Source organism: Thermocatellispora tengchongensis, assembly GCF_014202315.1.
GTDB classification, from domain to species: Bacteria; Actinomycetota; Actinomycetes; order Streptosporangiales; family Streptosporangiaceae; genus Thermocatellispora; species Thermocatellispora tengchongensis.
Genome location: NZ_JACHGN010000024.1, coordinates 1 through 20,812 on the forward strand (window position 1 = coordinate 1; position 20,812 = coordinate 20,812).

Consider the following 20,812-nt stretch of genomic DNA (forward strand, 5'->3'; position numbering starts at 1 on the left):
GGGTGACGCGATCGCGGAGAAGAAGAACTCCGGTGAGGCGAAGGAGTCGCTGGAGGTCGTGGACGTGGCCCAGCTCCTGATCCGCTCGGTCAAGGGCGAGCCGGAGGCCGAGCCGACCGCGGCGTCCTGACATTCTTTACACTTTTCGTGGAATGCCGCTGTGCGGGGCCTCTCAGCAGGGGTTTCGGTGCAATGACGGTGAACAGGATGAACGACGTTATCCACATAACGGGAAAATCACGGTAACCTCAACGTCGCGTGGCTCATTTCGACGGGGAGGGGGCAGGTGGTGCGCGTCGTCGTCACCGATGCCGAGGTCACCTTGGCCGACGTCCTCACCGTGCGCCTCGCGATGGACGAACCGCTCGCCGAAGGGGCCGAGCTGGTGCTGCGCCACCGCACCAGCGACGCCGAGCGCCGGGTGGCGCTCGGCGGGGCCGAGGCGCGCGACGCCACGCTGGCGGTCTCGCTCGCCCCGCTCGGCCTGGAGGCCGGCCGGTGGGACGCCTACCTGCACCAGGCGGGCCGGAAGGTGCGCCTCAAGAGCGTGGACCCGGGGTTCTCCCTGGACCACCTCGACGCGTACGCGCTGGCCCGCCGCACCGTGGCCTACCGCGCCTACCGCACGCTCAACGGCTACCTCGCCCTGAAGATCGACGAGGCGCGGCCGGTGGCCGAGGTGCGGGCGGTGTGGTTCCGCGAGGGCCGGTTCGAGGTGACCGGCCTGCTGGCGTACACCGGGCTCGACGACGACGACGCGCGGCACGAGGCCCGGCTCGCGCTGCGCCGGCACAGCCCCGACGCCCGCCTGAGCACCCGGGCCACCGTACGGGGCGTGCGCTTCCACGCGGCGCTGTCGCTGTGCGACGTGATCGACGCGGCGCAGGAGTCGGCCGGGACGTGGGAGCCCTCCCTTGAGGTGGACGGCCTGTCCGCGCCGCTGCCGCTCGGCGCCAAGGTGGACGACGTGGACGGCAAGCGGCGCCGCGTCCACTATCCCGAGACCGAGATCGACGGGGTGCCGGTCCGGCCCAGTTACAGCCCGGACGACGAACTCCGGCTGGAGGTGGGCGGGTGAAGATCTGCTTCGCGGTCCCAACGGCGTACGGCATGCGGGGTGACGTCCGTTCCGTCGTCAACCTGGCCGCGGAGCTGGCCGAGCGCCACGAGGTCGAGATCCTCAGCGTCAAGCGGCACCGCGAGAAGCCGTTCTTCGCGATCGATCCGCGGGTGAAGGTGCGCTGGGTCGTGGACGTGCGCCCGGGGGTGCGGCACCTGCTGCCCCGCGGCCAGATGCGCACCGAGGTGGCGCTGTGGCGGCGGCTGCGCGCGTTGCGCGCGGACGTGCTGGTCACCACCCGTCCCGGGCTGAGCGTGCAGGCGGCGCGGCACGCGCCCCGCGAGATCGTACGGCTGGCGCGGGAGTGGGGCCGGGCGCCCGTGCCCGGCCCGATCAAGCGCTTCTACCCCCGCCTGGACGGCGTGGTGGCGGCCACCGAGACCGGCCGCGAGGAGTGGAGCCGGCTGCTCGACGGCGGCCCGCCGGTGCACGTGGTGCCCGACGCGCTGCCCGCCGGCCCGTGGCCCCGGTCGCGCATGGACAACCGCATCGTCGCGGCGGGCGGCCGGTGGGTGCCCGCCAAGGCGTACGACCGGCTGCTGCGCGCCTTCGCGATCGTGGCGGACAAGCGGCCCGACTGGCGGCTGCGGCTCTACGGCGGCGGCTCGGAGGAGCGGCGGCTGCGCGACCTGGTGAGCGAGCTGCACCTGCACAACCACGTCTACTTCATGGGCACCACCCCCGACCTGACCGGCGAGTTCGCCAAGGCGTCCATCGTCGCGGTGACGTCCAGGTCGGAGGTGCTGGGCATGAGCGTCATCGAGGCGCTGGGCTGCGGTGTGCCGGTCGTGGGCTTCGACCACCCGCGCGGGGTCGGGGAGTTCGTCCGGCACGGCGTGAACGGGCTGCTGGTGCCCGAGGGTGAGGGCGAGGTCGAGGCGTTCGCGACGGCGCTGCTGTCGCTCATCGACGACGAGCGCCGCCGCCGGGCGCTGGCCGCGGGGGCGCGCGACAGCGTCGCCGGGCACGCGGTGGCCCCGGCGGCCGAGCGCTGGGAGAAGCTGATGACCTCCGCACGCTGACGTCAGGAGGGTGTGACCTCCGGTTCGGCAAAGGGCATACGGGTAACGGGTACCGTGGACGGTATGCATGGGTACTCGGGAGACAAGCAGGCCTATCTCACCCGGCTCCGGCGCATCGAGGGGCAGGTCCGGGGGCTGCAGCGGATGGTCGAGGACGACGCGTACTGCATCGACATCCTCACCCAGGTCTCCGCGGTCACCAGGGCGCTGCAGGCCGTGGCGCTCGGGCTCCTGGAGGACCACATCAGCCACTGCGTGGCCGAGGCCGTCAACACCGGCGGCCCGGAGGCCGAGGCGAAGGTCAAGGAGGCGTCGGCGGCCATCGCCCGCCTCGTGCGCTCCTGAGAGCCCGCCCGCTGCGTTCCTGAGAGCGGCCCGGTGCGTTGTTCCTGTGAGCCGCCCGGCGCGCTCGTGAGCCGCCCGATGCGTTCCTGTGAGCCGCCCGGTCCGCTCCTGAGAGCCACCCGATGCGTTCCCGAGAGCCGCCCGCCGCCCGTGCGTCGGCCGAGACCGCCCATCCGTCTCGACCCGCCCCACGCGTCCGCGTCCCACGTCCCGACGGCCTCGTGTGTTGCCGAGACCACCCGTCCCCGTCTGCGCACACCCCGCCGGCCTCGTGCGTTGCCGAGACCACCCGTCCCCGTCTGCGCACACCCCGCCGGCCTCGTGTGTTGCCGAGACCGTCCGTCCCGTCTCCGGCCGCTCGTGCGTTCCTCAGATCACTTCGATGACGGACTAGTCATGCGGGGTGGCCGGATAACCATAGTCCCGGCTCCCTCGGGAGACCGGGACTAGGTCAATGTGATTGGTCTTCAGCGGCTCGCCGAAGTCCGCAATCCGAGCGCGTTGTCGAGCTCTTCCAAGGTCAGCCGTCGCTCGCTGATGGCGACGGCGCTCAGCACCTCGGCATAGAGTGCGATCTCGTCCAACGCGACACGGTCGTGGACCCGAGAGTCCAGGTCATCGTGCCCCACCGCGTCGTCCTTCCTTCCGCAGCCCACACCCAGTACCGAGGTTACGACGCGGCGCGTTAGGGCGACATGGCCCATCGGGGCCATTCCTCCACCAGCCCCAGCATCACCGGAGGGATCATTTCCACGCCCGTTGATCACGGGTCGATGAATCGGCTGATATCAAAAGTATTGAAACGATATAGAGGAGGTTAGGGAGAAATAGCGGTGTATATGGTTTAAGACGATTCCAGTGTGGTCAGTGGGTATCGATCATCACGCTGGTGCGTCAGCCGGCTCACCGTCGCCGACGCGGTGACGAACCCGTGGGGCGGCACCGCGACCTCGCACAGGCGGCACCACGCCAGGCCGGTGGCGTACGCGGTGCCGAGCAGCGTGGCGGCCGTGCCCCGGTCCGGCGGGTGCAGCGCCGGGGGCAGGTCGCCGTCCACGGGCCAGAACCGGCGCAGCGGGTGGCCGCGGTCGGTGAGGGTGGCGTGCAGCAGGTGGCGCAGCTCGGGGTCCAGCCACGGGTACAGGCGCGGGGCCGCCTTAGGCGCCAGGGCCGCGACGTCGGCGGCGAGCAGGGCCACGGCCACCGCCCTGGGGTCGCTGCGGCGGCGGGAGAGGTAGCCCAGCGCCTCGATCAGGTCGTACACCGAGTGGGCGAAGTGCTCGCCCGGCGCGGTCTCGGGCACGACGGCGCGGGCGAGGTGGGGCGGGCAGCGGTCCAGCCACGCCCGGCGTACGGCGGGGTCGCCCTGGCGGGCGGCGGCGTGGTCGAGGTCGGGGCGGCGCAGCGCGGGCTCCAGCATCGCCACCAGGGCCTCGGCCCGGGGGCGGAACCGGTCGTCGTCGAGGATCGCGTCGGCGGTGTTGGCCATCAGGGCGGCCAGGCGCAGCCCGGCCTTGGGGCGGTCGGCGCGGATGCGCTCGGCGTACAGGGCGACCAGGTCGCCGAGCCCGACGGGGCGCAGCCAGCGCACCCACTCGTCGCCCGGCAGCGCGCGGCCCAGGAACTCGCCGAACATCGACAGCAGCACCTCGTTGCCGTCGAACGCCGGGGCGTACGCGCACCACATCAACGTGCCCCACACCGCCGCGACCGTGCTCGGCACGTCGCCGGCGAAGATCGAGGTGAACGGCGCCCCCTTGATCGGGAAGTCCTCGGGGCTGGGCAGGCGGCGCGAGCCGAGGATCGCGCGCACCCGCTCGGTGATGTCGCGCGGCACGTCGGGGCCGACGAACCCCTGGGTGGAGCCGCCCTCGAAGGCGAAGTCGGGGCCGTCGGGCACCAGCGAGGGCACCAGCATCGCGGTGTGCTGCACGACGTGGGCCGCCGCGCGCAGGTTCTGGTCGGCCGGAGGCGGCGAGAGGTGCCAGCGGCCGTCGGCAGGGTCCTGGCGGTACCAGCGGGCGTGCGCCCCGAACAGCCACCGCCCGCCGTCGGGCGTCACGACGGTACGCGCGGCCACGGCCTGGGCCTTGGCCGGGCCGGAAAGCTGCGCCCAGCGCGGATCGGCGACCATGGCGCGCATGTCGCCCTCGATGGCCGCGAACCCGTCCCACTGGTGCACGCGCGCCATGTTAAACCTCTCCCTCGCCCCCGTGCCCCCACCCCGATCATCTCGCAGATCGTGGCGCGGATCAGCCCCCGGTGACGCGCCGCGCGCCGCGGTGGCGGGCCGCCTTGGCCATGTAGCCGTCCGGCGTGCGGGCGAAGGACGCGCGGTCGGCGTCGGTCAGGTCGCGCACGATCTTGGCCGGAACCCCGGCGGCCAGGACGCCCGCAGGGATCTTCTTGCCCGGCGGCACCAGGGCCCCGGCCGCGATCAGGGTGCCCGCGCCCACCCGCGCGCCGCCGAGCACGATCGCGCCGATGCCGATCAGCGCGCCCTCCTCGACGTACGCGCCGTGCACCATCGCCTTGTGGCCCAGGCTCACGCGGCGCTCCAGCACGGCGGGCTCGCCCGGGTCGGCGTGCAGGCAGGACAGGTCCTGGATGTTGCACTCCTCGCCGACGTCGATCGCCTCGTCGTCGCCGCGCAGCACCGAGCCGTACCACACGCTCGCCCCGCGGGCCAGCCGGACCCTGCCCACCACGACGGCTCCGGGAGCGACATAGGCTTCTGGATGTATGTCGGGAGTCGCGTCGTCGTCCAGAGCGGCGATGTAGGGCTGATCGTTCATGGGTTCATGGTAGTAAGTCTGATTTTCCCCCAGCAGGTGCCGCGTTCCGGTTGCGGACCGGGGGAGTAAGCAGGAAAGTCGTGTCTTGACGTGTCGGTCCCTCGCCTCCCCGTACATCCGCTGAGTAACTTCACCCCGCAGACCCCCAGGGCAGTGCCATGACAAACCAGCACGAAAGCTTCCCCGACCTGATGCACGACGACTCCTTCGAGGTCGTCATGCGCGGCTACAGCCGTCGCCAGGTCCACGACTACATGATCCGCACCCGCAACCAGGTGCGCGATCTGGAGGAGCGTCTGGCGCGCGCCATCGAGCAGGCGGAGCAGGGCCGCATCGAGCTGGCGGAGGCCCGCAGGCGCATGGTGGAGACTCCGCAGAGCTATGAGGACCTCAGCCCGCGCCTGGCCCAGATCCTCAAGCTGGGCGAGGAGGAGGCCGCCGCCAAGCGGCAGGAGGCCGAGGAGGAGGCCCGCAAGCTCCGCGAGGAGGCCGCGGCCGAGGCCGAGCGGCTGGTCGTCTCCGCCCAGGAGCAGGCCGACTCGATCCTCACCTCCGCCCAGTCCGAGGCCGAGCGCCTGGTCGGCGAGGCCACCGCGGCGGCCGAGCGCATGCTCGCCCAGGCGAGCGCCGACGCCGAGGAGACCCGGGGCTCCGCGCAGTCCGAGGCCGAGGAGCGCATCCGCGACGCCAGGGCCGAGGCCGAGGAGACCGTGCGCAACGCCCGCGCCGAGGCCGACCGTACGATCACCGCCGCGCGCAACGAGGCCGAGCAGACCGTGAGCAGCGCGCGAGCGGAGGCGGAGGCCACATTGGGGGCGGCCCGCGCCGAGGCCGAGGCCACGCTCAACGCCGCCCGCGCCGAGGCCGAGGCCACCCTCACCTCCGCCCAGCGCCGCGCCGCCGCCCTCGACCAGCACACCGGCCAGCGGGTGGCCTACCTCACCGACGCCCACACCGAGGTCATGCGCCGGCTCAACGAGCTCGGCTCCGTCCTCGGCGAGGTCCTGCACCGCGAGAAGAACGCCGGCCCGCTGGTGGACGAGGCGTCCGTGCTGCCGCCCCCGCCCGCGATCGACGGCCCCGAGCCGCAGGACGCCATCGAGCCCCCGCGGCCGGCCCGGGAGGAGCCGCAGGACCAGCCCGCGAACTCGGTCGAGGTCATCGACGACGAGCCCGACGTCGAGGCCGTCCGCGTCATCGTCGAGGACGACGGCCACCACGCGGCCGCAGTCCACCACGACGGCCATCATGACGGCCACCACGACGGCCACCACGCGGCCGATGACGACGACGACATGGACCTCCGCGGTGACGCCCTGGACGCCGCCGACCCGCAGCAGACCATCAACGTCCGCAACCTGCGCGAGGCGGGCGAGCACCACAACGTCCGCCACCTGTCGCGCGACCCCTTCACCCCGATGCGCGGCAACTGAGCTTCACCGCGACGCGGCCTTCGCCCACGGGCGGGGGCCGCGTCGTCGTGTACAGGTGTATGAGGGGCGTGCACAGGCCGGGTGCACGCGGCAGGGCGGGAAGGACCCCGCCGCGTGCACGGCCGGGCGGAAACCCCCGCCCCCGATAGGGTCGGAGGCTTCCGCGTCTGGTGCCCGGCGCCGGGGCCGCCTGAGCGCTGACCCCGGCACCGGGCGGCTCGGGGTCCCGTGGAACGCCCCCCTCTGGAGTCAGGTCGCGTTCCACGGGACGTCCGTCGGGCCGCCGTGGGCCCGCTATGGGTCGGGGCCTACGGAGGCCGCTCGCTCGCGCTGGTCGATGAGCTGGTCACGCAGGCCCTCCGGCGTGTCGGCGTCTATGGTCATCGCACAGCCGGCATCTCGCTCGGCGGCCGAGAGCGGGTGGTGACGGGTAGCCCACCAGCGCCCGGCGTCGCTCCGCCAGATGGTCCAATCGGGGAACTCCCGGGCGATTTCCGCGAGATGCCGGTCAAAGGACATCTGTTCAACCCTTCCCGGGCCCGGTATGCGACCTTTCACCTACGAAGGTGAGGCACATCTCTAGAGAAATCAATGATCGCCGGGGTCAGGTCAACCTATCGCTTGACGTACGCCCTTGACCTATGCGTCGAAGTCGTACTGGAGTACGTACGACGCGGCGTCGAGGACCATCTCGTTGAGCTCGATGGGCTTGCCCCCGATCGTGTACGCCGTGCGCAGCACGATGATCACGGGCGTGCCCGCCGGGAGGTTGAGCGCCGCGGCCTCCTCGGGCATGGGCATGCGGGCGCGTACCTCCTCGGTGAAGTGGGCCGGGGCGTGGCCCAGGTCGCCGAGGCGGGCGTAGACGCCGCCGGGGCCGGTGTCGGGCCGGGTGATGGGGCTGCCCTCCACCAGGTCGGCGGGGAACGACGAGGTGGCGTACTGCACCGGGCGTCCGTCCACCGAGTACCGCCGCCGGCGCACCCAGACCTCGGAGGTGTCCAGGACCCGCGCGACCTCCTCGCCGGCGCGCTCGCGCACGATCTCGACCGCGTCCACCGTGTACGGCCGTCCGCGCGTGTCGGACTCCCAGATCGCGCGGCCCTGCCCCCACTGGTCGCGGGCGAGACGCCGGGAGCCGTGCCGCCGGATCGGCTTGAACCGGCGCACGTACACGCCTGACCCGCGCTTGGGCACTGCCAGACCTTCGTTGATCAGGACGGCCAGCGCCTGTCTTGCCGTCGCCCTTGCTATCCCATGTTGGGACATGAGGGCGTTTTCGCCCGGCAGCCGATCCCCGTCACGCAATTCACCGGACAGGATCGCTTCGCGAAGCCCGTCGGCGATGCGCCGATAGATCGGGGGCTCGTGGGATACCGGGGATTCCGACACGTTTGATCACCCTCTGTCACCAACCGGGTTTGGCTCTCCAGAGAACTTGCCCCGTCTTGTCCACGATCGCACAGATACAGAGGTTGGTCCCGAGCTTCTTTTGCGCGGATCGTGCACGTGTGGTGATCTACGGGGGTTTTCTCGGCCCGTTACTGTGGAACGGTCCTGGCCGGTATCCGAGTGATCCACCACGGACGGCTAATACCCGCTGCGAGTGCGATTCCTACCCAGTTGAGCAGGATGTCATCGAAAGAAGACACGCGGCCCAGGCGTAGGGCATACTGCAAGGCTTCGACCGTGAACGACCCCGCGATGCCGGCCGCGCTCACGGCCGCGAACGACGCGAAGCGGGCCGAGCGTACGGGCAGCAGCGCCCCCAGTGCCGCGAAGACCAGCAGATTGCCCCCCACCTGCACGAACACGGTGTGCAGCGGTGCGTCGGCGAGCAGCGCGAGGTCCTGGAACGGCACCACGCTCACCCCGCCGGGCCCCGGCCGCGGGGTGAGGATCATCCACAGCCAGGGGACCGTGCCCACCACCATGATCACGTCCGCGGTGGCCGTGCGCAGCGGAGCCCGGTGCCCTCGCGCGGCCCGGCGGCGGGCGAGCAGCCGGACCGCCAGGTACGCGAGGGGCACGCAGAGCGCACCCGCGGTGATCACGTGACCCCACAGGCGCCATACCTGGCCCACGGCGGTCAGGAAACGGGAAGGTGGCGGTTGAGGAAGGTCGTGGCCAGCTCCCAGACCACCGGTCCCGCCTCCGGGTCGTGGAACTGGGGGGAGGTGAAGTTGTGGAAGGCGTGCCCGGAACTCTCCGAGACGTACATCTCGATGTTCGGCCGCCCGGCCGCCGCCCGCTCCACCTTGGCCACCTCCTCACGCGGGATGTACGGGTCGGAGCCCCCGAAGACGAACAGCAGCGGCATGGTGATCCGGTCGATCAGGTCCAGCGAGCCGGGCACGGCCGAGCCGTAGAAGGAGATGACCGCCGCGGGCGGCGGGTCGGCGGTCGCGGCGAGCACGTAGTCGAGCGACCCGCCCAGGCAGAACCCGACGGCGCCGACGGGCCCGGTGACCTCGGGCAGCCCGCGCAGGTGGGCCAGCGTCGCGGCGCAGTCGGCCACGCCCCGCTCGAAGTCGAAGCGCGAGCCCAGGTCGAGCGAGACGGCCAGGGCGTCGGGGCCCTCGGCCCGCCAGTCGCGCTGCAGGCGCCAGAACAGGTCGGGCGCACCCACGACGTACCCCATGGCGGCCAGATCCTCCGCCACCTGGCGGATGTAGGCCCCGACTCCGAAGATCTCCTGCACCAGCAGGATGCCCGGCCCGCGCCCGGAGGGCGGCAGCCACAGCGGCACGTCGAAGGTTCCGTCGGCGACGGTCACGGTTTCTGTGCGAGCTTCCACGGTGACCAAGGATGGCACCGATCGGGGAAACCCGCCTCAGCGGGGCGTACCGCCCGTCTCGTCCAGGAGCGCCACCAGCGTCTTGGGGGCCACCGCGCGGTAGCTCTCCTCGACCCAGTCCAGCAGCAGGTCGGTCTCGGGCAGCTCGTCGGTCATGAACGGCACGCGCACCCACCCGGCCTTGCCCAGCCCGTAGCCGGCCGGCTCGGCGCCCGGCACCGACAGCGCGTGCCCGCCCGAGACGGGCAGCTTCACGGTGAAACCGGGGGTCCACTTCTCGGTGGGCTCAGGGATGCCGAGGAACAGGAAGACCTTCTTGCGCACCTTCACGACGCAGTCGCCCCAGGGGAAGTCCTCCCACGCCTCGGGCAGGCCCAGCGCGTACGCGCGCAGCGCCTCGCGTGCCTCGCGCCAGTCGCTCATCCGGCCATTCTGCCGCATCACCAGCGGATGCCCAGCGACTGGGCGCCGCCGTTCCACGCGCCCGTGTCGGTCTTGCGCCAGCGCTGCCGCCCCTGGTACTCCGCGCCGGACGGCCCGTCCACGGCGAACCAACCGCAGGTCTTGACCTGGCCGTCGGCGGTGAACTTCACGCCGATGCAGCGGAAGGGCCCGGCCACGGTACGGCGGTGGGTGGCGTCCCACAGCTCGATCTGGATGTCGGTGACGACCCCGGCCCTGCCGCGCACCTGGCCGACGACGGCCGGCTTGTTGTCCACGATCCGGATGCACGGCCGCATGGCGATGCCCTGCGCCGGGATCTCCAGCCACGGCTCGCGGCACTTGAGGTTGTCCGGGCGCACCGGCTCCAGCAACTGCGGCTTGTCGGGGGAGGGCGTCTTGGTCGGCTTCCGGGTGCGGGTCGGCGTGGGCTTCGGGGTGTACCGAGAGGGCGGCGGCGTGGGCCGCGCGGTCGGGGTGCGCTTGGCGGCCTGTTTGCGCCCGGTACGGGTCGGCGCGGGCTCGACGTCCACGACGTCGGGGGTCTGCACCGGCAACGCCACCGGGGGCGTGGAGACCTTGGCGGGCGGGGGCGTCGGGGTAACCGTGTCCTCCGCGGCGGCGGAGCGGGCGGGGCCGAACTCCACCACCCGCATCGCCGTCACCACGACGGTGGTGACCGCGGCCAGCACCGCGACCGCCCCGATCACCATGCCCGTACGCGGGCGCCACTTCTTCGGCGCGGCCGGGGGCGGCACCGGGGCGGCCGGCGGCCGCTGCTCGACCGGGAGGGCGGTGAGCTGCAACGGCGAGGTGCGCGGGATCGGGGTGAGCCGGGGCGTGACCCGCGCCCCGGGGAGCGCCGCGCGCAGCCGGGCCACGACCTCGGTCATCGGCGGCCGGTTCGCCGGGTTCTTGGCCGTGCACGCCTCGATGACCGCCCACACGTCGTCGGCCATCCCGGGCAGGCGGCGCGGGACCATGTGGAAGGCGCAGTGCAGCGGGCTGAGGTGGTGGCCCGCGGAGAAGGGCGCCCGGCCGGCCAGCAGCTCGTACAGGACCATGCCGAGCGCGTAGACGTCGGCCGAGGGATGCGGCCCCGCGCCCTCGATCACCTCGGGCGGCATGTAGTTGGGGGTGCCGACCACCGTGGTGGTGGGCGCGGCGTGCGCGCCCTGGAGGATGCGGGCGACGCCGAAGTCGGTGAGCTTGACCGTCTCGCCGTCCACCAGGACGTTGCCGGGCTTGACGTCCCGGTGCACGATGCCGGTCGCGTGCGCGGCGGCCAGGGCCTCGCCGAGCTGGATCGCCACGCCGAGCGCCCGCTCGGCGGTGAGGGTGCCGAGCTCGCGCAGGTGGCGGCCGAGATCGCTGCCCTCGACCAGGTCCATGACGATGGCGATCCGGCCGCCCTCGATCACGAAGTCGCGGATGGCCACGATGCCCGGATGCCGTAGCCGGAGGAGCACGGTGCGTTCCTGGACGAACCTGGCGACGATGTCGGGATCGTCGAGCAGGCGCCCGTGAAGCAGCTTCGCGGCTACGTGTTCCCCCGACCGCTTGTCCACGGCGCGCCAGACCGCGCCCATGGCCCCTTCGCCGATCAGCTCGCGAAGGTGGTAGCTGCTCCCGAGCGAGTCGTCCAAGTCATCTCTCGGTCGCATAACGTGATCATGTTATCGCTGTTCAGCGCCAGAAGTCACGATATTCCCACTAATAGCGTCAAGTCACTACAGTTCGTGGCGACCTCAGGAGAGCCCAGGGAGCCGAGGGGAGTCCAGACGGTCTCAGACCGGCTCAGGTGGGCGCTCAGGCGGCGTAGTCGTGCGAGGCCCGGTCGGCGGGCGTGGGGGTGGGGTCGTGCAGCGGCAGGCTCAGCACGAAGCGGGCGCCGCGCCCGTCGGGGGAGTCCTCGATGGTGAGCCGGCCGTGGTGGGCGACGGCGATGTCACGGGCGATCGACAGGCCGAGGCCGGTGCCGCCGGCCTCCCGGCTGCGCGAGGTGTCGGTGTCGAGCCGGGTGAACCGCTGGAAGACCAGCTCCCGGTCCCGCGCGGGAATCCCGGGGCCGTCGTCCAGCACCTCGACCACCGCGCGCCGGTCGCAGGACGTCACCGTGACCGTGACCCGGCTCGTGGCGTGCCGGGTGGCGTTGGACAGCAGGTTGAGCATCAACCGGGACAGCCGCTGCGCGTCTCCGCGCGTGCCGACGCCGGGCGTCAGCTCGAAGCACACCGGCACACGGGTGGGAGACAGGCGCTCGGCCGCCGTACGGGCCAGCTCGGCCAGGTCCACGTACTCCTCCACGTCGCACGGCTTGACGCCCGGCCGGGAGAGCATGGTCAGGTCGTTCATGATCTCGTGCAGCCGCTCGGAGTCCATCAGGGCCTCGCGCAGCGTCTGCCAGGGGTCGCTGTCGCTGGGGTCGGCGAGCGCGACCTCGATGCGGGCCCGCATGCCGGTGAGCGGCGTACGCAGCTCGTGCGAGGCGTCGGAGGCGAAGCGCCGCTCCTGCTCGATGGCGCACTCCAGGCGGTCGAGCGTCCGGTTCACCACGGCGACCAGCCGGGCGATCTCGTCCCCGCCGCCGTCCTGGGGCACGCGCCGGCCGAGGTCGCCGAGGTCGGAGGCCGTGATGTCGTCGATCGCGGTGGCGACCAGGTCCACGGGCCGCAGCGCGAGGCCCACCGCCTGCCAGGTGCTCCAGGCGACGAGCGCGAGCAGCACCGCCGACAGCGCGCCGAGCGACACGGCGAGCGTGTGCGGACCCGGCATGACCCGCGTGGCGACGTACGTCGCGAGCATGCCGCAGGCCAGCACGGCCGCGAACACGAGCAGAGCCGCGGTCGTCACCCGCAGACGGGTGGACCGCACCCGCTGCGGCAGGATGGCTCCCATATGTCCCCCGACGCCGACGAATTAACCATTTCGTCCTGTATAAGGGATCAAGTTCCATCGGACGGTCAACAGGTCGCTTGGTAAACCTCAACGACCGAAATTTCTGTTGTGAGGTTGCGCACACGGCCGCGCGCCGTGCCGTGCGGTGGCGTCGGCGCGCCGGGGCCGCCGGTCCGGAGCGGGTCGTACGGGCGCACGCGGGCGCGGGCATGGGAGAGTCGCGACCGCGAGCGTTCGCCGCGACCGCGTGAGAAGACGAAGCCGCCGCGCGTTCCGGCGGGGCGGCTGGGGCTCAGGGGTTGGGGGCAGGGGTGAGGTCCGCGAGATCGACGTGCTCGGCGACCTCGCGTACGTCACTGCAGTAGCGAATCAGCGTGCGCTGCCCGCCGTTCCAGCGGGAGACGCGCAGGCACGGCCGGTCGCCGACGATGACCGCCGCGACCTCGATCCCATCGGATCCTCGCCAGACACCCATGCGAACGAGGCTAGGAGAATCGGTGTAAGGCGTAGGTAACCCGCACGTCCACATTTACCTCACTCTGCCGACCTCACCCCAAATCCCCGCGAACTTCTCAGATCACCTGCCCGGCGCGAGCCACCACCCGGCCCCCCTTCAGCACCAGCTCGCGCGGCGGATGGGTCACCACGGCCTCGGCCGGGGTGCGGGCCGGGACCACCACCAGGTCGGCCGGCGCGCCCGGCGCCAGCCCGTACGCCGCCAGCCCCAGCGCCCGCGCCCCGCCGTACGTCGCGGCGTCCAGCGCCACCTCGATGTCCGAGTCGCGGCGGAACGTGCTGCGGTAGGCCACGTGCATCGCCCGCTCCAGCATGTCGCCGCTGCCGTACGGGCCCCACAGGTCGCGGATGCCGTCGTGCCCGCAGGCCACGTTCACGCCCGCCGCGCGCAGCCGCTTGATCGGCGGCACCGGGAAGCTGTAGACGGCCGCGATGATCACGTTCACGCCCGCCTCGGCCAGCCGCTCGGCCAGCGCGCCGGCCTGCGCGTCGTCGAGCTGCCCCAGCGCGTACGCGTGGCTGATCGTCACCTTGCCGGCCAGCCCCGCCGCCTTGGTGCGGTCGGCGATCAGCCCGATCTGCCAGGCGCCCAGCGAGCCGCCGTCGTGCAGGTGGATGTCGATCCCGGCGCCGTGCCGGGCGGCCAGGTCGAAGACGATGTCCAGGTGGCGCACCGGGTCGCCGTCGAAACCGGCCGGGTCGATGCCGCCGACGTTCTCCACGCCCGCCGCCAGCGCCTCGTCCAGCAGCTCGGCGGTGCCCGGGTTGGACACCAGGCCGTACTGGGGGAACGCGACCTGCTCGACCTCCACCCGCCCGGCCAGCCGGCCCACGGCCTCGCGCACCGCCTCCACCCCGCTCAGCCCCAGCTCCGGGGAGATGTCGGTGTGGCTGCGCACGTGACTGGTGCCCCCGGCGACCATGGTCTCCAGCAGCGCCGCGATCCGGCCCGGGTCGGGCACGCCGTGCGCCGCCCTCGTGCGCCGCTCGGCGCCGATCCGGTCGGCCAGCGCGTCGCCGGCGGTGTGGGGGACCCACGGCCCGCCGTACAGCGTCTTGTCCAGGTGGCAGTGGGCGTCCACCAGGCCGGGGAGCACCAGCCGCCCGGTGACGTCCACCGTCTCGGCGCCGTCGGCCGCGAGGCCGGGGCCGATCGCCGCGATCGTGCCCTCGCGCACCAGCACGTCCGAGCCGGGGGCGTGTCCCCAGGGGTCGCCGCCGCGTAACAGGATCATGCACGCCTCCGCCGTCGCCGTGACCGCCGTATGCCAGAATCATGGCCGACCTGCCGTCCGATCCGCCCGATCCGGCGCCGAACAGATCCCCGGAGGGCCCGATGGCCGAGCCGCACATCTACGTCACCAGGACCCTGACCGACGCCGCCATGCGGGCGGTGCGCGAGATCGGGCCGCCGGTGGTGGCCGGCGGCGAGGAGCCGCCCGAGCGCGCCGCGCTGCTGCGCGACGCGGCCGGGGCCGCCGCGGTGGTGTGCACGCTCACCGAGCGCATCGACGCGGAGTTCCTGGACGCGGCCGGCCCCGCGCTCAAGGTCGTGGCCAACACCGCGGTCGGCTACGACAACATCGACGTGGCCGCGGCCACCGAGCGCGGCGTGCGGGTCACCAACACCCCGGGCGTGCTCGACGGCGCCACCGCCGACCTGACCATGGCGCTGATCCTCGCCGCCGCCCGCCGCGTGCTCGACGGCGACCGCCTGCTGCGCGAGCGCACGCCGTGGGTGTGGGGCCCGCGGATGCTGCTCGGCCTGGACCTCAGCGCGGGCACCACACTGGGCGTGGTCGGCTACGGCCGCATCGGGCGGGCGGTCGCCCGCCGCGCCCGCGCCTTCGACATGCGCATCCTGGCCACGCCCACGTCGTCCCCGGTGCCCGAGGGCGAGCAGGTGGAGTTCGTCCCGCTGCCCGAGCTGCTGGAGCGCTCCGACGTGGTGACCCTGCACTGCCCGCTCACGCCCGCCACCCGGCACCTGATCGACGCCGCCGCGCTGCGCCGCATGAAGGCGGGCGCGATCCTGGTCAACACCGCGCGCGGCGGGATCGTGGACGAGAACGCGCTGGTGGAGGCCCTGCGGGCGGGCACGATCGCGGGCGCGGCCCTGGACGTGTTCGAGGGCGAGCCCGCCGTCAACCCCGAGCTGGTCAAGCTGGACAACGTGGTGGTGACCCCGCACATCGGCAGCGCGGGCGTGGCCACCCGCGAGCGCATGTGCGGCCTGTCGGTGGCCAACGCCGCGGCCGTCCTGGCCGGGCGCGACCCGCTCACGCCGGTGAACTGAGCTCCTTACGGGGTAGGGCTTCTTCCGTACATATCAGGATGTAACCGGATGTAAGCGGAGGAGCCATGACATTGATGGACAAGGTCAAGCGCTACCTGCACACTCCGCAGGGCCGAGAGAACATCGAGAAGGCCAAGCGCATGGCCCGCGACCCCAAGACCCAGCAGAAGGCGCGCGGCCTGTTCGAGCGGCTCCGCTCGCGCAGCCACCACCGCTGAACCACCGCGCGCGCCGGGCGGCTGGGCCGCCGTGCGCGCATGGCGGCCGGGCGCTGACCACCGCGCGCGCCGTGCGGCTGGGCCACCGCGTGCGCCGGGCGGCCGGACCGCCAGTGCGCCGTGCGGCTGGGCCGTGCGCCGGGCGGCTGGGCCGCCGTGCGCGCATGGCGGCCGGGCGCTGACCACCGCGCGCGCCGGGCGGCTGGGCCACCGCGTGCGCCGGGCGGCCGGACCGCCAGTGCGCCGTGCGGCTGGGCCGTGCGCCGGGCGGCGGGACCGCCGCGTGCGCCGGGCGGTTGGGTGCGGCGGTCAGTGACGCGCGCGCCGGGCGGCTGGGCGCTGACCGCCGCGCGCGCCGGGCGGCTGGGCCACCGCGCGCCGGGCGGCTGGGCCACCGCGCGCCGGGCGGCTGGGCCACCGCGCGCCGGGCGGCTGGGCCACCGCGCGCCGGGCGGCTGGACCACCGCGCGCGCCGGGGCGGTTGGACCACCGGCGCGCCGGGCGCTGAACCGAGGTGCGCGCCCGGTGCTCGAACCGCTCCGTGGGCCGCGGGGCGCCCGGCCTGGGGCCGGACGCGCGCGCCGCTGCCCTGAATCGCGGTGAACCGCGGCCCTGCACCGCGGCCCTGCACCGCGGCCCTGCACCGCGGCCCTGCACCGCGGCCCTGCACCGCGGTGCTGGATGGCAGCGCTAATCACGGCGCTGAATCACGGCGCTGAATCACGGTGCTGAACCGCGGTGCGTGCCCCGGCCGTCAGCCGCCGTGGCTGTGCGGCGGCACGGTCGGTCCCTCGCTGGCCTGGACCAGGACGAATCCCGGCCCCTGGAAGGCGAGTTGCAGGGCCTCGCCGCTGCCCCGGCCGATCAGGGCGCCCAGCTTGACCGTACGGTGCACGCCGACGTGCAGGTTGGCGCTCCAGCAGACCGCCGCCTGCCCGTCGGCGTACGTCGGGGCCTGGGCGGTGTCGAGCTGCACCGGCGTGCCGTGCGTGGTGACCGCCACCCATCCGGTGCCGGTCACCGTGGTGTTGAACAGGCCGCCCGTGGCGATGCCCGCGCCCTGCACCCGCTGGATGTCGGTGGCGAGATGCGGGTCGTACGCCAGCAGGTTCGCGCCGTTGACCGTGATCCCCTCGTTCTCCAGATAGAACAGGTGGATGTCGTCGGCGTCGTGGGCCAGGAACAGCAGGCCCTGCCCCGACACCCGCATCAGCGGCACGCCCTCGCCGGTCACCATCTTCTTCAGCAGCTTGCCGACCGAGCCGGAGCCCTGGTAGTTGAAGTCCATCTGCCCCTGGTAGGCGACCATCGCGCCCTGCCGCGCCAGCACCTCGCCGTTGAGGTGGACGCGGAGCATCTTGCTGTTCTGCAGGGCGAACGCCCCGGTGCCCTGCTCCAGATTGCCGAAAAACGTGCTGCGCACAGGATGACCCTTTCCTCGCGGTGGAACGGCCCCGCCCGCCCCCACGGGTGAAGCCCTCGTCACCTACACCCTGGTGCATCCGCCCCCGAACCGCTGAATCGCCGGGTCAGGCCGGTCACGGCGTGCGGACCGCGGTCGTCTCCGCCTTGCGGTGAGGCCGGCGGTCAGCGCGTGGCCGTGGGTAATCGTCATGTTCGCGGAGGCTATGGGATGAGTGTCGGTTTTTGCAGCGCCCGCGTACGATCCCGATCCCTCGCGCCCGCCGGTTCGCGGTAGGGCCTGCCCTACCGTGCCCGACAAAGTCCGATATTTCCCGCTCAATGGAAATAGCGGAACATCGCCATCTGGAGCGCCTGATTTGGCCCCTGACCTGGGGAGAATCGAAATCCATAATTGACATCCGCATGGCCGCCGCGCATACTTGTGCGTGTCAAAGAATCGCCAAGATAACACAAAGTGACACAGTCCGTCCCCGAAACGGCCGGGGATGAATAGCCGACCACCATCTCTTTTCATTCAGGGTTCGGGCGTCAGCATGCCCACTGTTCGTGCCCTGTTGTAAAAACCGCTAACCAGATCCAGTTAGGTGGTGCTCGTTATGACGGAGATCAGCGAGATCGGCGCCGGCGCCCAGCCCGACGGCGACGCCCGGCCCTCGCCGCTCAGCCTGAGCACGGCGGCGGCGCGCAATCTGGCGACGACGACCAAGACCGTCCCGCAGATGCAGGGCATCACCTCCCGCTGGCTGCTCAAGGTGTTGCCCTGGGTCCAGGTGTCGGGTGGCGTCTACCGGGTGAACCGCCGTCTGTCCTACCGGGTCGGCGACGGCAGGGTCGGCTTCGACCTGTCGGGCGGGAGCGTACGCGTGATCCCGGCCGAGCTGGGCGAGTTGCCGCTGCTGCGGGGTTTCGACGACGCCGCGGTGCTTGAGGCCCTGGCCGGCCGGTTCGAGGAGCGCGAGTTCGCCCCCGGCGACGTGCTGGTCGAGCAGGGCAGCCCCGCCGACGAGGTCGTGCTGATCGCCCACGGCAAGGTGAACAAGGTCGGCACCGGCCGCTACGGCGACGAGACCGCGCTCGGCGTGCTCGCCGACGGCGACTACTTCGGCGACCGCGAGCTGGCCACCGACGACGACTCGTGGGGCTACTCCGTCAAGGCGGTGACCGCCGGCACCGCGCTGGTGCTCTCGCGCGCGGCCTTCGACGAGGTGGCCGGCACGTCGAGCGCGCTGCGCGAGCACGTCGCCGCGTTCGTCGCCGGGCGCGGCCTGCCGCAGAACCCCGACGGCGAGTCGGCCATCGAGGTGGCGTCCGGTCACGTGGGCGAGCCGCTGCTGCCCGGCACGTACGTCGACTACGAGATCGCCCCGCGCGAGTACGAGCTGAGCGTGGCCCAGACCGTGCTGCGGGTCCACTCCCGGGTCGCCGACCTCTACAACGGCCCCATGGACCAGGTCGAGCAGCAGCTCCGGCTCACGATCGAGGCGCTGCGCGAGCGCCAGGAGCACGAGCTGATCAACAACCGCGAGTTCGGCCTGCTCGCCAACGCCGACTACAACCAGCGCATCCACACCCGCGGCGGCCCGCCCACCCCCGACGACCTCGACGACCTGATCGCCACGGTGTGGAAGAGCCCCACGGTGTTCCTGGCCCACCCGCGCGCCATCGCCGCCTTCGGCCGCGAGTGCAACCGCCGCGGCCTGTACCCCCACAGCGTGGACATCGCCGGGCACAAGGTGCCCTCCTGGCGCGGCATCCCGCTGCTGCCGTGCAACAAGATCCCGGTCACCGAGTCCGGCACCAGCTCGGTGCTGCTCATGCGCACCGGCGAGGAGGTTCAGGGCGTGGTCGGCCTGCACCAGGTCGGGCTGCCCGACGAGTACCAGCCGGGCCTGTCGGTGCGGTTCATGGGGATCAACGGGCAGGCCGTGATCTCCTACCTGGTCAGCGCCTACTACTCGGCGGCGATCCTGGTCCCCGACGCGCTGGGCGTGCTGGAGAACGTGGAGATCGGTCACTGAGCCGGCCCGCTCCCGCCCCCGACTCCCATCCGAGCGCGACCACGAGACAGGTGATGCCGACATGACCACGGAGACGAGCGCGACCCCCGGCGGCGCGACCCCGCTCAGCCTGAGCACGGCCGCCGCGCGCAACCTCGCGACGACCACCAAGACCGTGCCCCAGATGCAGGGCATATCCTCGCGCTGGCTGCTGAAGGTGCTGCCCTGGGTCCAGGTGTCGGGCGGTGTCTACCGGGTCAACCGGCGCCTGTCCTACTCCGTGGGCGACGGCCGGGTGAGCTTCGACGTGGTGTCCGGCCAGGCCCGGGTGATCCCGGCCGAGCTGTGCGAGCTGCCGCTGCTGCGCGGCTTCGACGACGCCGAGGTGCTGGCGGCGCTGGCCGGCCGGTTCGTCCAGCGCGAGTTCGCCCCCGGCGACGTGCTGGTGGAGCGGGGGCGGCCCTCCGAGGAGGTCGTGCTGATCGCGCACGGCAAGGTGAGCAAGATCGGCGAGGGCCGTTACGGCGACGAGGTGACGCTCGGCGTCCTGGCCGACGGCGACCACTTCGGCGACGGCGAGCTGGTCGATGACGGCGACACCTGGGGGTTCACGGTCAGGGCGCAGACCGCCGGCATCGCGCTGGTGCTCTCGCGGGCCGCGTTCGAGGAGGTCGGCACGGGATCGGAGGCGCTGCGGGCGCACGTCGCCCGGTTCGCCGAGTCGCGGGGCAAGCCGCAGAACAAGCACGGCGAGTCCTCGATCGAGCTGGCCTCGGGCCACTCCGGCGAGCCGGTGCTGCCGGGCACGTTCGTCGACTACGAGGTCTCGCCCCGCGAGTACGAGCTGAGCGTGGCCCAGACCGTGCTGCGGGTCCACTCCCGGGTCGCCGACCTCTACAACGACCCGATGGACCAGGTCGGGCAGCAGCTCCGGCTCACAGTCGAGGCGCTGCGCGAGCGGCAGGAGCACGAGCTGATCAACAACCGCGAGTTCGGCCTGCTCGCGAACGCCGACTACAAGCAGCGCGTCCACACCCGCGGCGGCCCGCCCACGCCCGACGACCTGGACGAGATCCTCGCCCGGCGCCGTAAGTCACAGTATTTCCTGGCACATCCGCAGGCCATCGCCGCTTTCGGTCGCGAATGCAATAACCGCGGCATATACCCGCAAACAGTGGAAATAGACGGCTCGCACGTGCGGGCATGGCGCGGCGTGCCGATCCTGCCCTGCAACAAGATTCCGATCAGCGACGCCGGTGTGACCTCGATCCTGGTGATGCGCACCGGCGAGGAGAACGAGGGTGTCGTGGGACTGCGTCAGACCGGCATCCCGGACGAGTACGAGCCGGGCCTGTCGGTGCGGTTCATGGGGATCAACGGGCAGGCCATGCTCTCCTACCTGGTCAGTGCCTACTACTCGGCCGCGATCCTGGTCCCCGACGCCCTGGGTGTGCTGGAGAACGTTGAGCTCGGTCACTGAGATCGGTCACTGACGAAAGGGCGGAACCC

At 72.3% G+C, this 20,812-nt stretch carries 19 protein-coding genes; 8 read left to right on the top strand and 11 right to left on the bottom strand.

Features of this window, described 5'->3' with window-relative positions:
* The first annotated feature begins 286 nt into the window (after positions 1-286).
* The 3 genes from HNP84_RS40515 to HNP84_RS40525 all read left to right on the top strand — a co-directional run bounded on the left by HNP84_RS40515 (position 287) and on the right by HNP84_RS40525 (position 2,487).
* Positions 287-1,078 (top strand): hypothetical protein, encoded by a 792-nt coding sequence (locus HNP84_RS40515; protein WP_312926839.1) that lies wholly within the window; start codon positions 287-289, stop codon positions 1,076-1,078.
* The gene (locus HNP84_RS40520) at positions 1,075-2,142 is read left to right on the top strand and encodes a glycosyltransferase (RefSeq protein ID WP_185055385.1); all 1,068 of its coding nucleotides are present in this window, start codon (positions 1,075-1,077) and stop codon (positions 2,140-2,142) included. The genes HNP84_RS40515 and HNP84_RS40520 overlap by 4 nt, the downstream gene beginning before the upstream one ends.
* A gap of 63 nt (positions 2,143-2,205) precedes the next feature.
* Positions 2,206-2,487, top strand: a complete 282-nt coding sequence (locus HNP84_RS40525; protein ID WP_185055386.1) for a metal-sensitive transcriptional regulator — start codon at positions 2,206-2,208, stop codon at positions 2,485-2,487.
* Positions 2,488-3,331: 844 nt separating this feature from the next.
* On the opposite strand, the gene HNP84_RS40530 is transcribed toward HNP84_RS40525, so the two are convergent.
* A complete protein-coding gene (locus HNP84_RS40530; RefSeq protein WP_185055387.1) occupies positions 3,332-4,678 on the bottom strand; it encodes a hypothetical protein in 1,347 nt (448 codons plus the stop codon).
* A 61-nt stretch (positions 4,679-4,739) separates the two neighbouring features.
* The gene (locus tag HNP84_RS40535; RefSeq protein WP_185055388.1) at positions 4,740-5,282 is read right to left on the bottom strand and encodes a gamma carbonic anhydrase family protein; all 543 of its coding nucleotides are present in this window, start codon (positions 5,280-5,282) and stop codon (positions 4,740-4,742) included.
* Between the two features lie 158 nt (positions 5,283-5,440).
* On the opposite strand from HNP84_RS40535, the gene HNP84_RS40540 reads away from it, so the two are divergent.
* Entirely contained in the window at positions 5,441-6,715 is a 1,275-nt protein-coding gene (locus HNP84_RS40540; RefSeq protein ID WP_185055389.1) for a hypothetical protein, read from the top strand.
* A gap of 639 nt (positions 6,716-7,354) precedes the next feature.
* Here HNP84_RS40540 and HNP84_RS40545 read toward each other — a convergent pair.
* The 8 genes from HNP84_RS40545 to HNP84_RS40580 form a co-directional block, all read right to left on the bottom strand.
* Entirely contained in the window at positions 7,355-8,107 is a 753-nt protein-coding gene (locus HNP84_RS40545; RefSeq protein ID WP_185055390.1) for a GntR family transcriptional regulator, read from the bottom strand.
* A 149-nt stretch (positions 8,108-8,256) separates the two neighbouring features.
* A complete protein-coding gene (locus tag HNP84_RS40550) occupies positions 8,257-8,745 on the bottom strand; it encodes a VanZ family protein (RefSeq protein ID WP_221337369.1) in 489 nt (162 codons plus the stop codon).
* Between the two features lie 59 nt (positions 8,746-8,804).
* The gene (locus HNP84_RS40555) at positions 8,805-9,512 is read right to left on the bottom strand and encodes a dienelactone hydrolase family protein (RefSeq protein ID WP_185055392.1); all 708 of its coding nucleotides are present in this window, start codon (positions 9,510-9,512) and stop codon (positions 8,805-8,807) included.
* A gap of 36 nt (positions 9,513-9,548) precedes the next feature.
* Positions 9,549-9,935, bottom strand: a complete 387-nt coding sequence (locus tag HNP84_RS40560; RefSeq protein ID WP_185055393.1) for an MmcQ/YjbR family DNA-binding protein — start codon at positions 9,933-9,935, stop codon at positions 9,549-9,551.
* A gap of 17 nt (positions 9,936-9,952) precedes the next feature.
* A complete protein-coding gene (locus HNP84_RS40565; RefSeq protein WP_185055394.1) occupies positions 9,953-11,617 on the bottom strand; it encodes a serine/threonine-protein kinase in 1,665 nt (554 codons plus the stop codon).
* A 145-nt stretch (positions 11,618-11,762) separates the two neighbouring features.
* Positions 11,763-12,851: a sensor histidine kinase gene (locus HNP84_RS40570; protein ID WP_185055395.1), complete on the bottom strand. Its 1,089-nt coding sequence runs from the start codon at positions 12,849-12,851 to the stop codon at positions 11,763-11,765.
* Between the two features lie 292 nt (positions 12,852-13,143).
* A complete protein-coding gene (locus HNP84_RS40575) occupies positions 13,144-13,326 on the bottom strand; it encodes a hypothetical protein (RefSeq protein ID WP_185055396.1) in 183 nt (60 codons plus the stop codon).
* Between the two features lie 97 nt (positions 13,327-13,423).
* Positions 13,424-14,602 (bottom strand): amidohydrolase family protein, encoded by a 1,179-nt coding sequence (locus HNP84_RS40580; protein ID WP_185055397.1) that lies wholly within the window; start codon positions 14,600-14,602, stop codon positions 13,424-13,426.
* Positions 14,603-14,643: 41 nt separating this feature from the next.
* Between HNP84_RS40580 and HNP84_RS40585 the strand changes: the two genes are divergently transcribed.
* Both HNP84_RS40585 and HNP84_RS40590 read left to right on the top strand, forming a co-directional pair.
* On the top strand, positions 14,644-15,663 hold the full coding sequence (locus tag HNP84_RS40585) for a 2-hydroxyacid dehydrogenase (protein ID WP_221337370.1): 1,020 nt from the start codon (positions 14,644-14,646) through the stop codon (positions 15,661-15,663).
* A 65-nt stretch (positions 15,664-15,728) separates the two neighbouring features.
* Positions 15,729-15,881, top strand: coding sequence for a hypothetical protein (locus HNP84_RS40590; protein WP_185055398.1), 153 nt, complete (start codon positions 15,729-15,731; stop codon positions 15,879-15,881).
* A gap of 754 nt (positions 15,882-16,635) precedes the next feature.
* Here the strand turns inward: HNP84_RS40590 and HNP84_RS40595 are convergent.
* A complete protein-coding gene (locus HNP84_RS40595) occupies positions 16,636-17,304 on the bottom strand; it encodes an AIM24 family protein (protein ID WP_185055399.1) in 669 nt (222 codons plus the stop codon).
* A gap of 598 nt (positions 17,305-17,902) precedes the next feature.
* Here HNP84_RS40595 and HNP84_RS40600 point away from each other — a divergent pair.
* Both HNP84_RS40600 and HNP84_RS40605 read left to right on the top strand, forming a co-directional pair.
* Positions 17,903-19,324 carry a family 2B encapsulin nanocompartment shell protein gene (locus tag HNP84_RS40600; protein WP_185055400.1) on the top strand — a complete coding sequence of 474 codons (1,422 nt, stop codon included), beginning with the start codon at positions 17,903-17,905 and terminating at the stop codon, positions 19,322-19,324.
* Between the two features lie 61 nt (positions 19,325-19,385).
* Positions 19,386-20,783, top strand: a complete 1,398-nt coding sequence (locus tag HNP84_RS40605) for a family 2B encapsulin nanocompartment shell protein (RefSeq protein ID WP_185055401.1) — start codon at positions 19,386-19,388, stop codon at positions 20,781-20,783.
* Positions 20,784-20,812 lie beyond the last annotated feature (29 nt).

Excerpts from the sequence above, each read along its gene's own strand:
- HNP84_RS40540 (WP_185055389.1), top strand. The coding sequence starts at position 5,441 with ATGACAAACCAGCACGAAAGCTTCCCCGACCTGATGCACGACGACTCC.
- HNP84_RS40570 (WP_185055395.1), bottom strand. The coding sequence starts at position 12,851 with ATGGGAGCCATCCTGCCGCAGCGGGTGCGGTCCACCCGTCTGCGGGTG.
- HNP84_RS40605 (WP_185055401.1), top strand. The coding sequence starts at position 19,386 with ATGACCACGGAGACGAGCGCGACCCCCGGCGGCGCGACCCCGCTCAGC.
- HNP84_RS40530 (WP_185055387.1), bottom strand. The coding sequence starts at position 4,678 with ATGGCGCGCGTGCACCAGTGGGACGGGTTCGCGGCCATCGAGGGCGAC.
- HNP84_RS40580 (WP_185055397.1), bottom strand. The coding sequence starts at position 14,602 with ATGATCCTGTTACGCGGCGGCGACCCCTGGGGACACGCCCCCGGCTCG.
- HNP84_RS40565 (WP_185055394.1), bottom strand. The coding sequence starts at position 11,617 with ATGCGACCGAGAGATGACTTGGACGACTCGCTCGGGAGCAGCTACCAC.
- HNP84_RS40560 (WP_185055393.1), bottom strand. The coding sequence starts at position 9,935 with ATGAGCGACTGGCGCGAGGCACGCGAGGCGCTGCGCGCGTACGCGCTG.
- HNP84_RS40535 (WP_185055388.1), bottom strand. The coding sequence starts at position 5,282 with ATGAACGATCAGCCCTACATCGCCGCTCTGGACGACGACGCGACTCCC.
- HNP84_RS40575 (WP_185055396.1), bottom strand. The coding sequence starts at position 13,326 with ATGGGTGTCTGGCGAGGATCCGATGGGATCGAGGTCGCGGCGGTCATC.
- HNP84_RS40590 (WP_185055398.1), top strand. The coding sequence starts at position 15,729 with ATGACATTGATGGACAAGGTCAAGCGCTACCTGCACACTCCGCAGGGC.
- HNP84_RS40600 (WP_185055400.1), top strand. The coding sequence starts at position 17,903 with ATGACGGAGATCAGCGAGATCGGCGCCGGCGCCCAGCCCGACGGCGAC.
- HNP84_RS40585 (WP_221337370.1), top strand. The coding sequence starts at position 14,644 with ATGGCCGACCTGCCGTCCGATCCGCCCGATCCGGCGCCGAACAGATCC.
- HNP84_RS40525 (WP_185055386.1), top strand. The coding sequence starts at position 2,206 with ATGCATGGGTACTCGGGAGACAAGCAGGCCTATCTCACCCGGCTCCGG.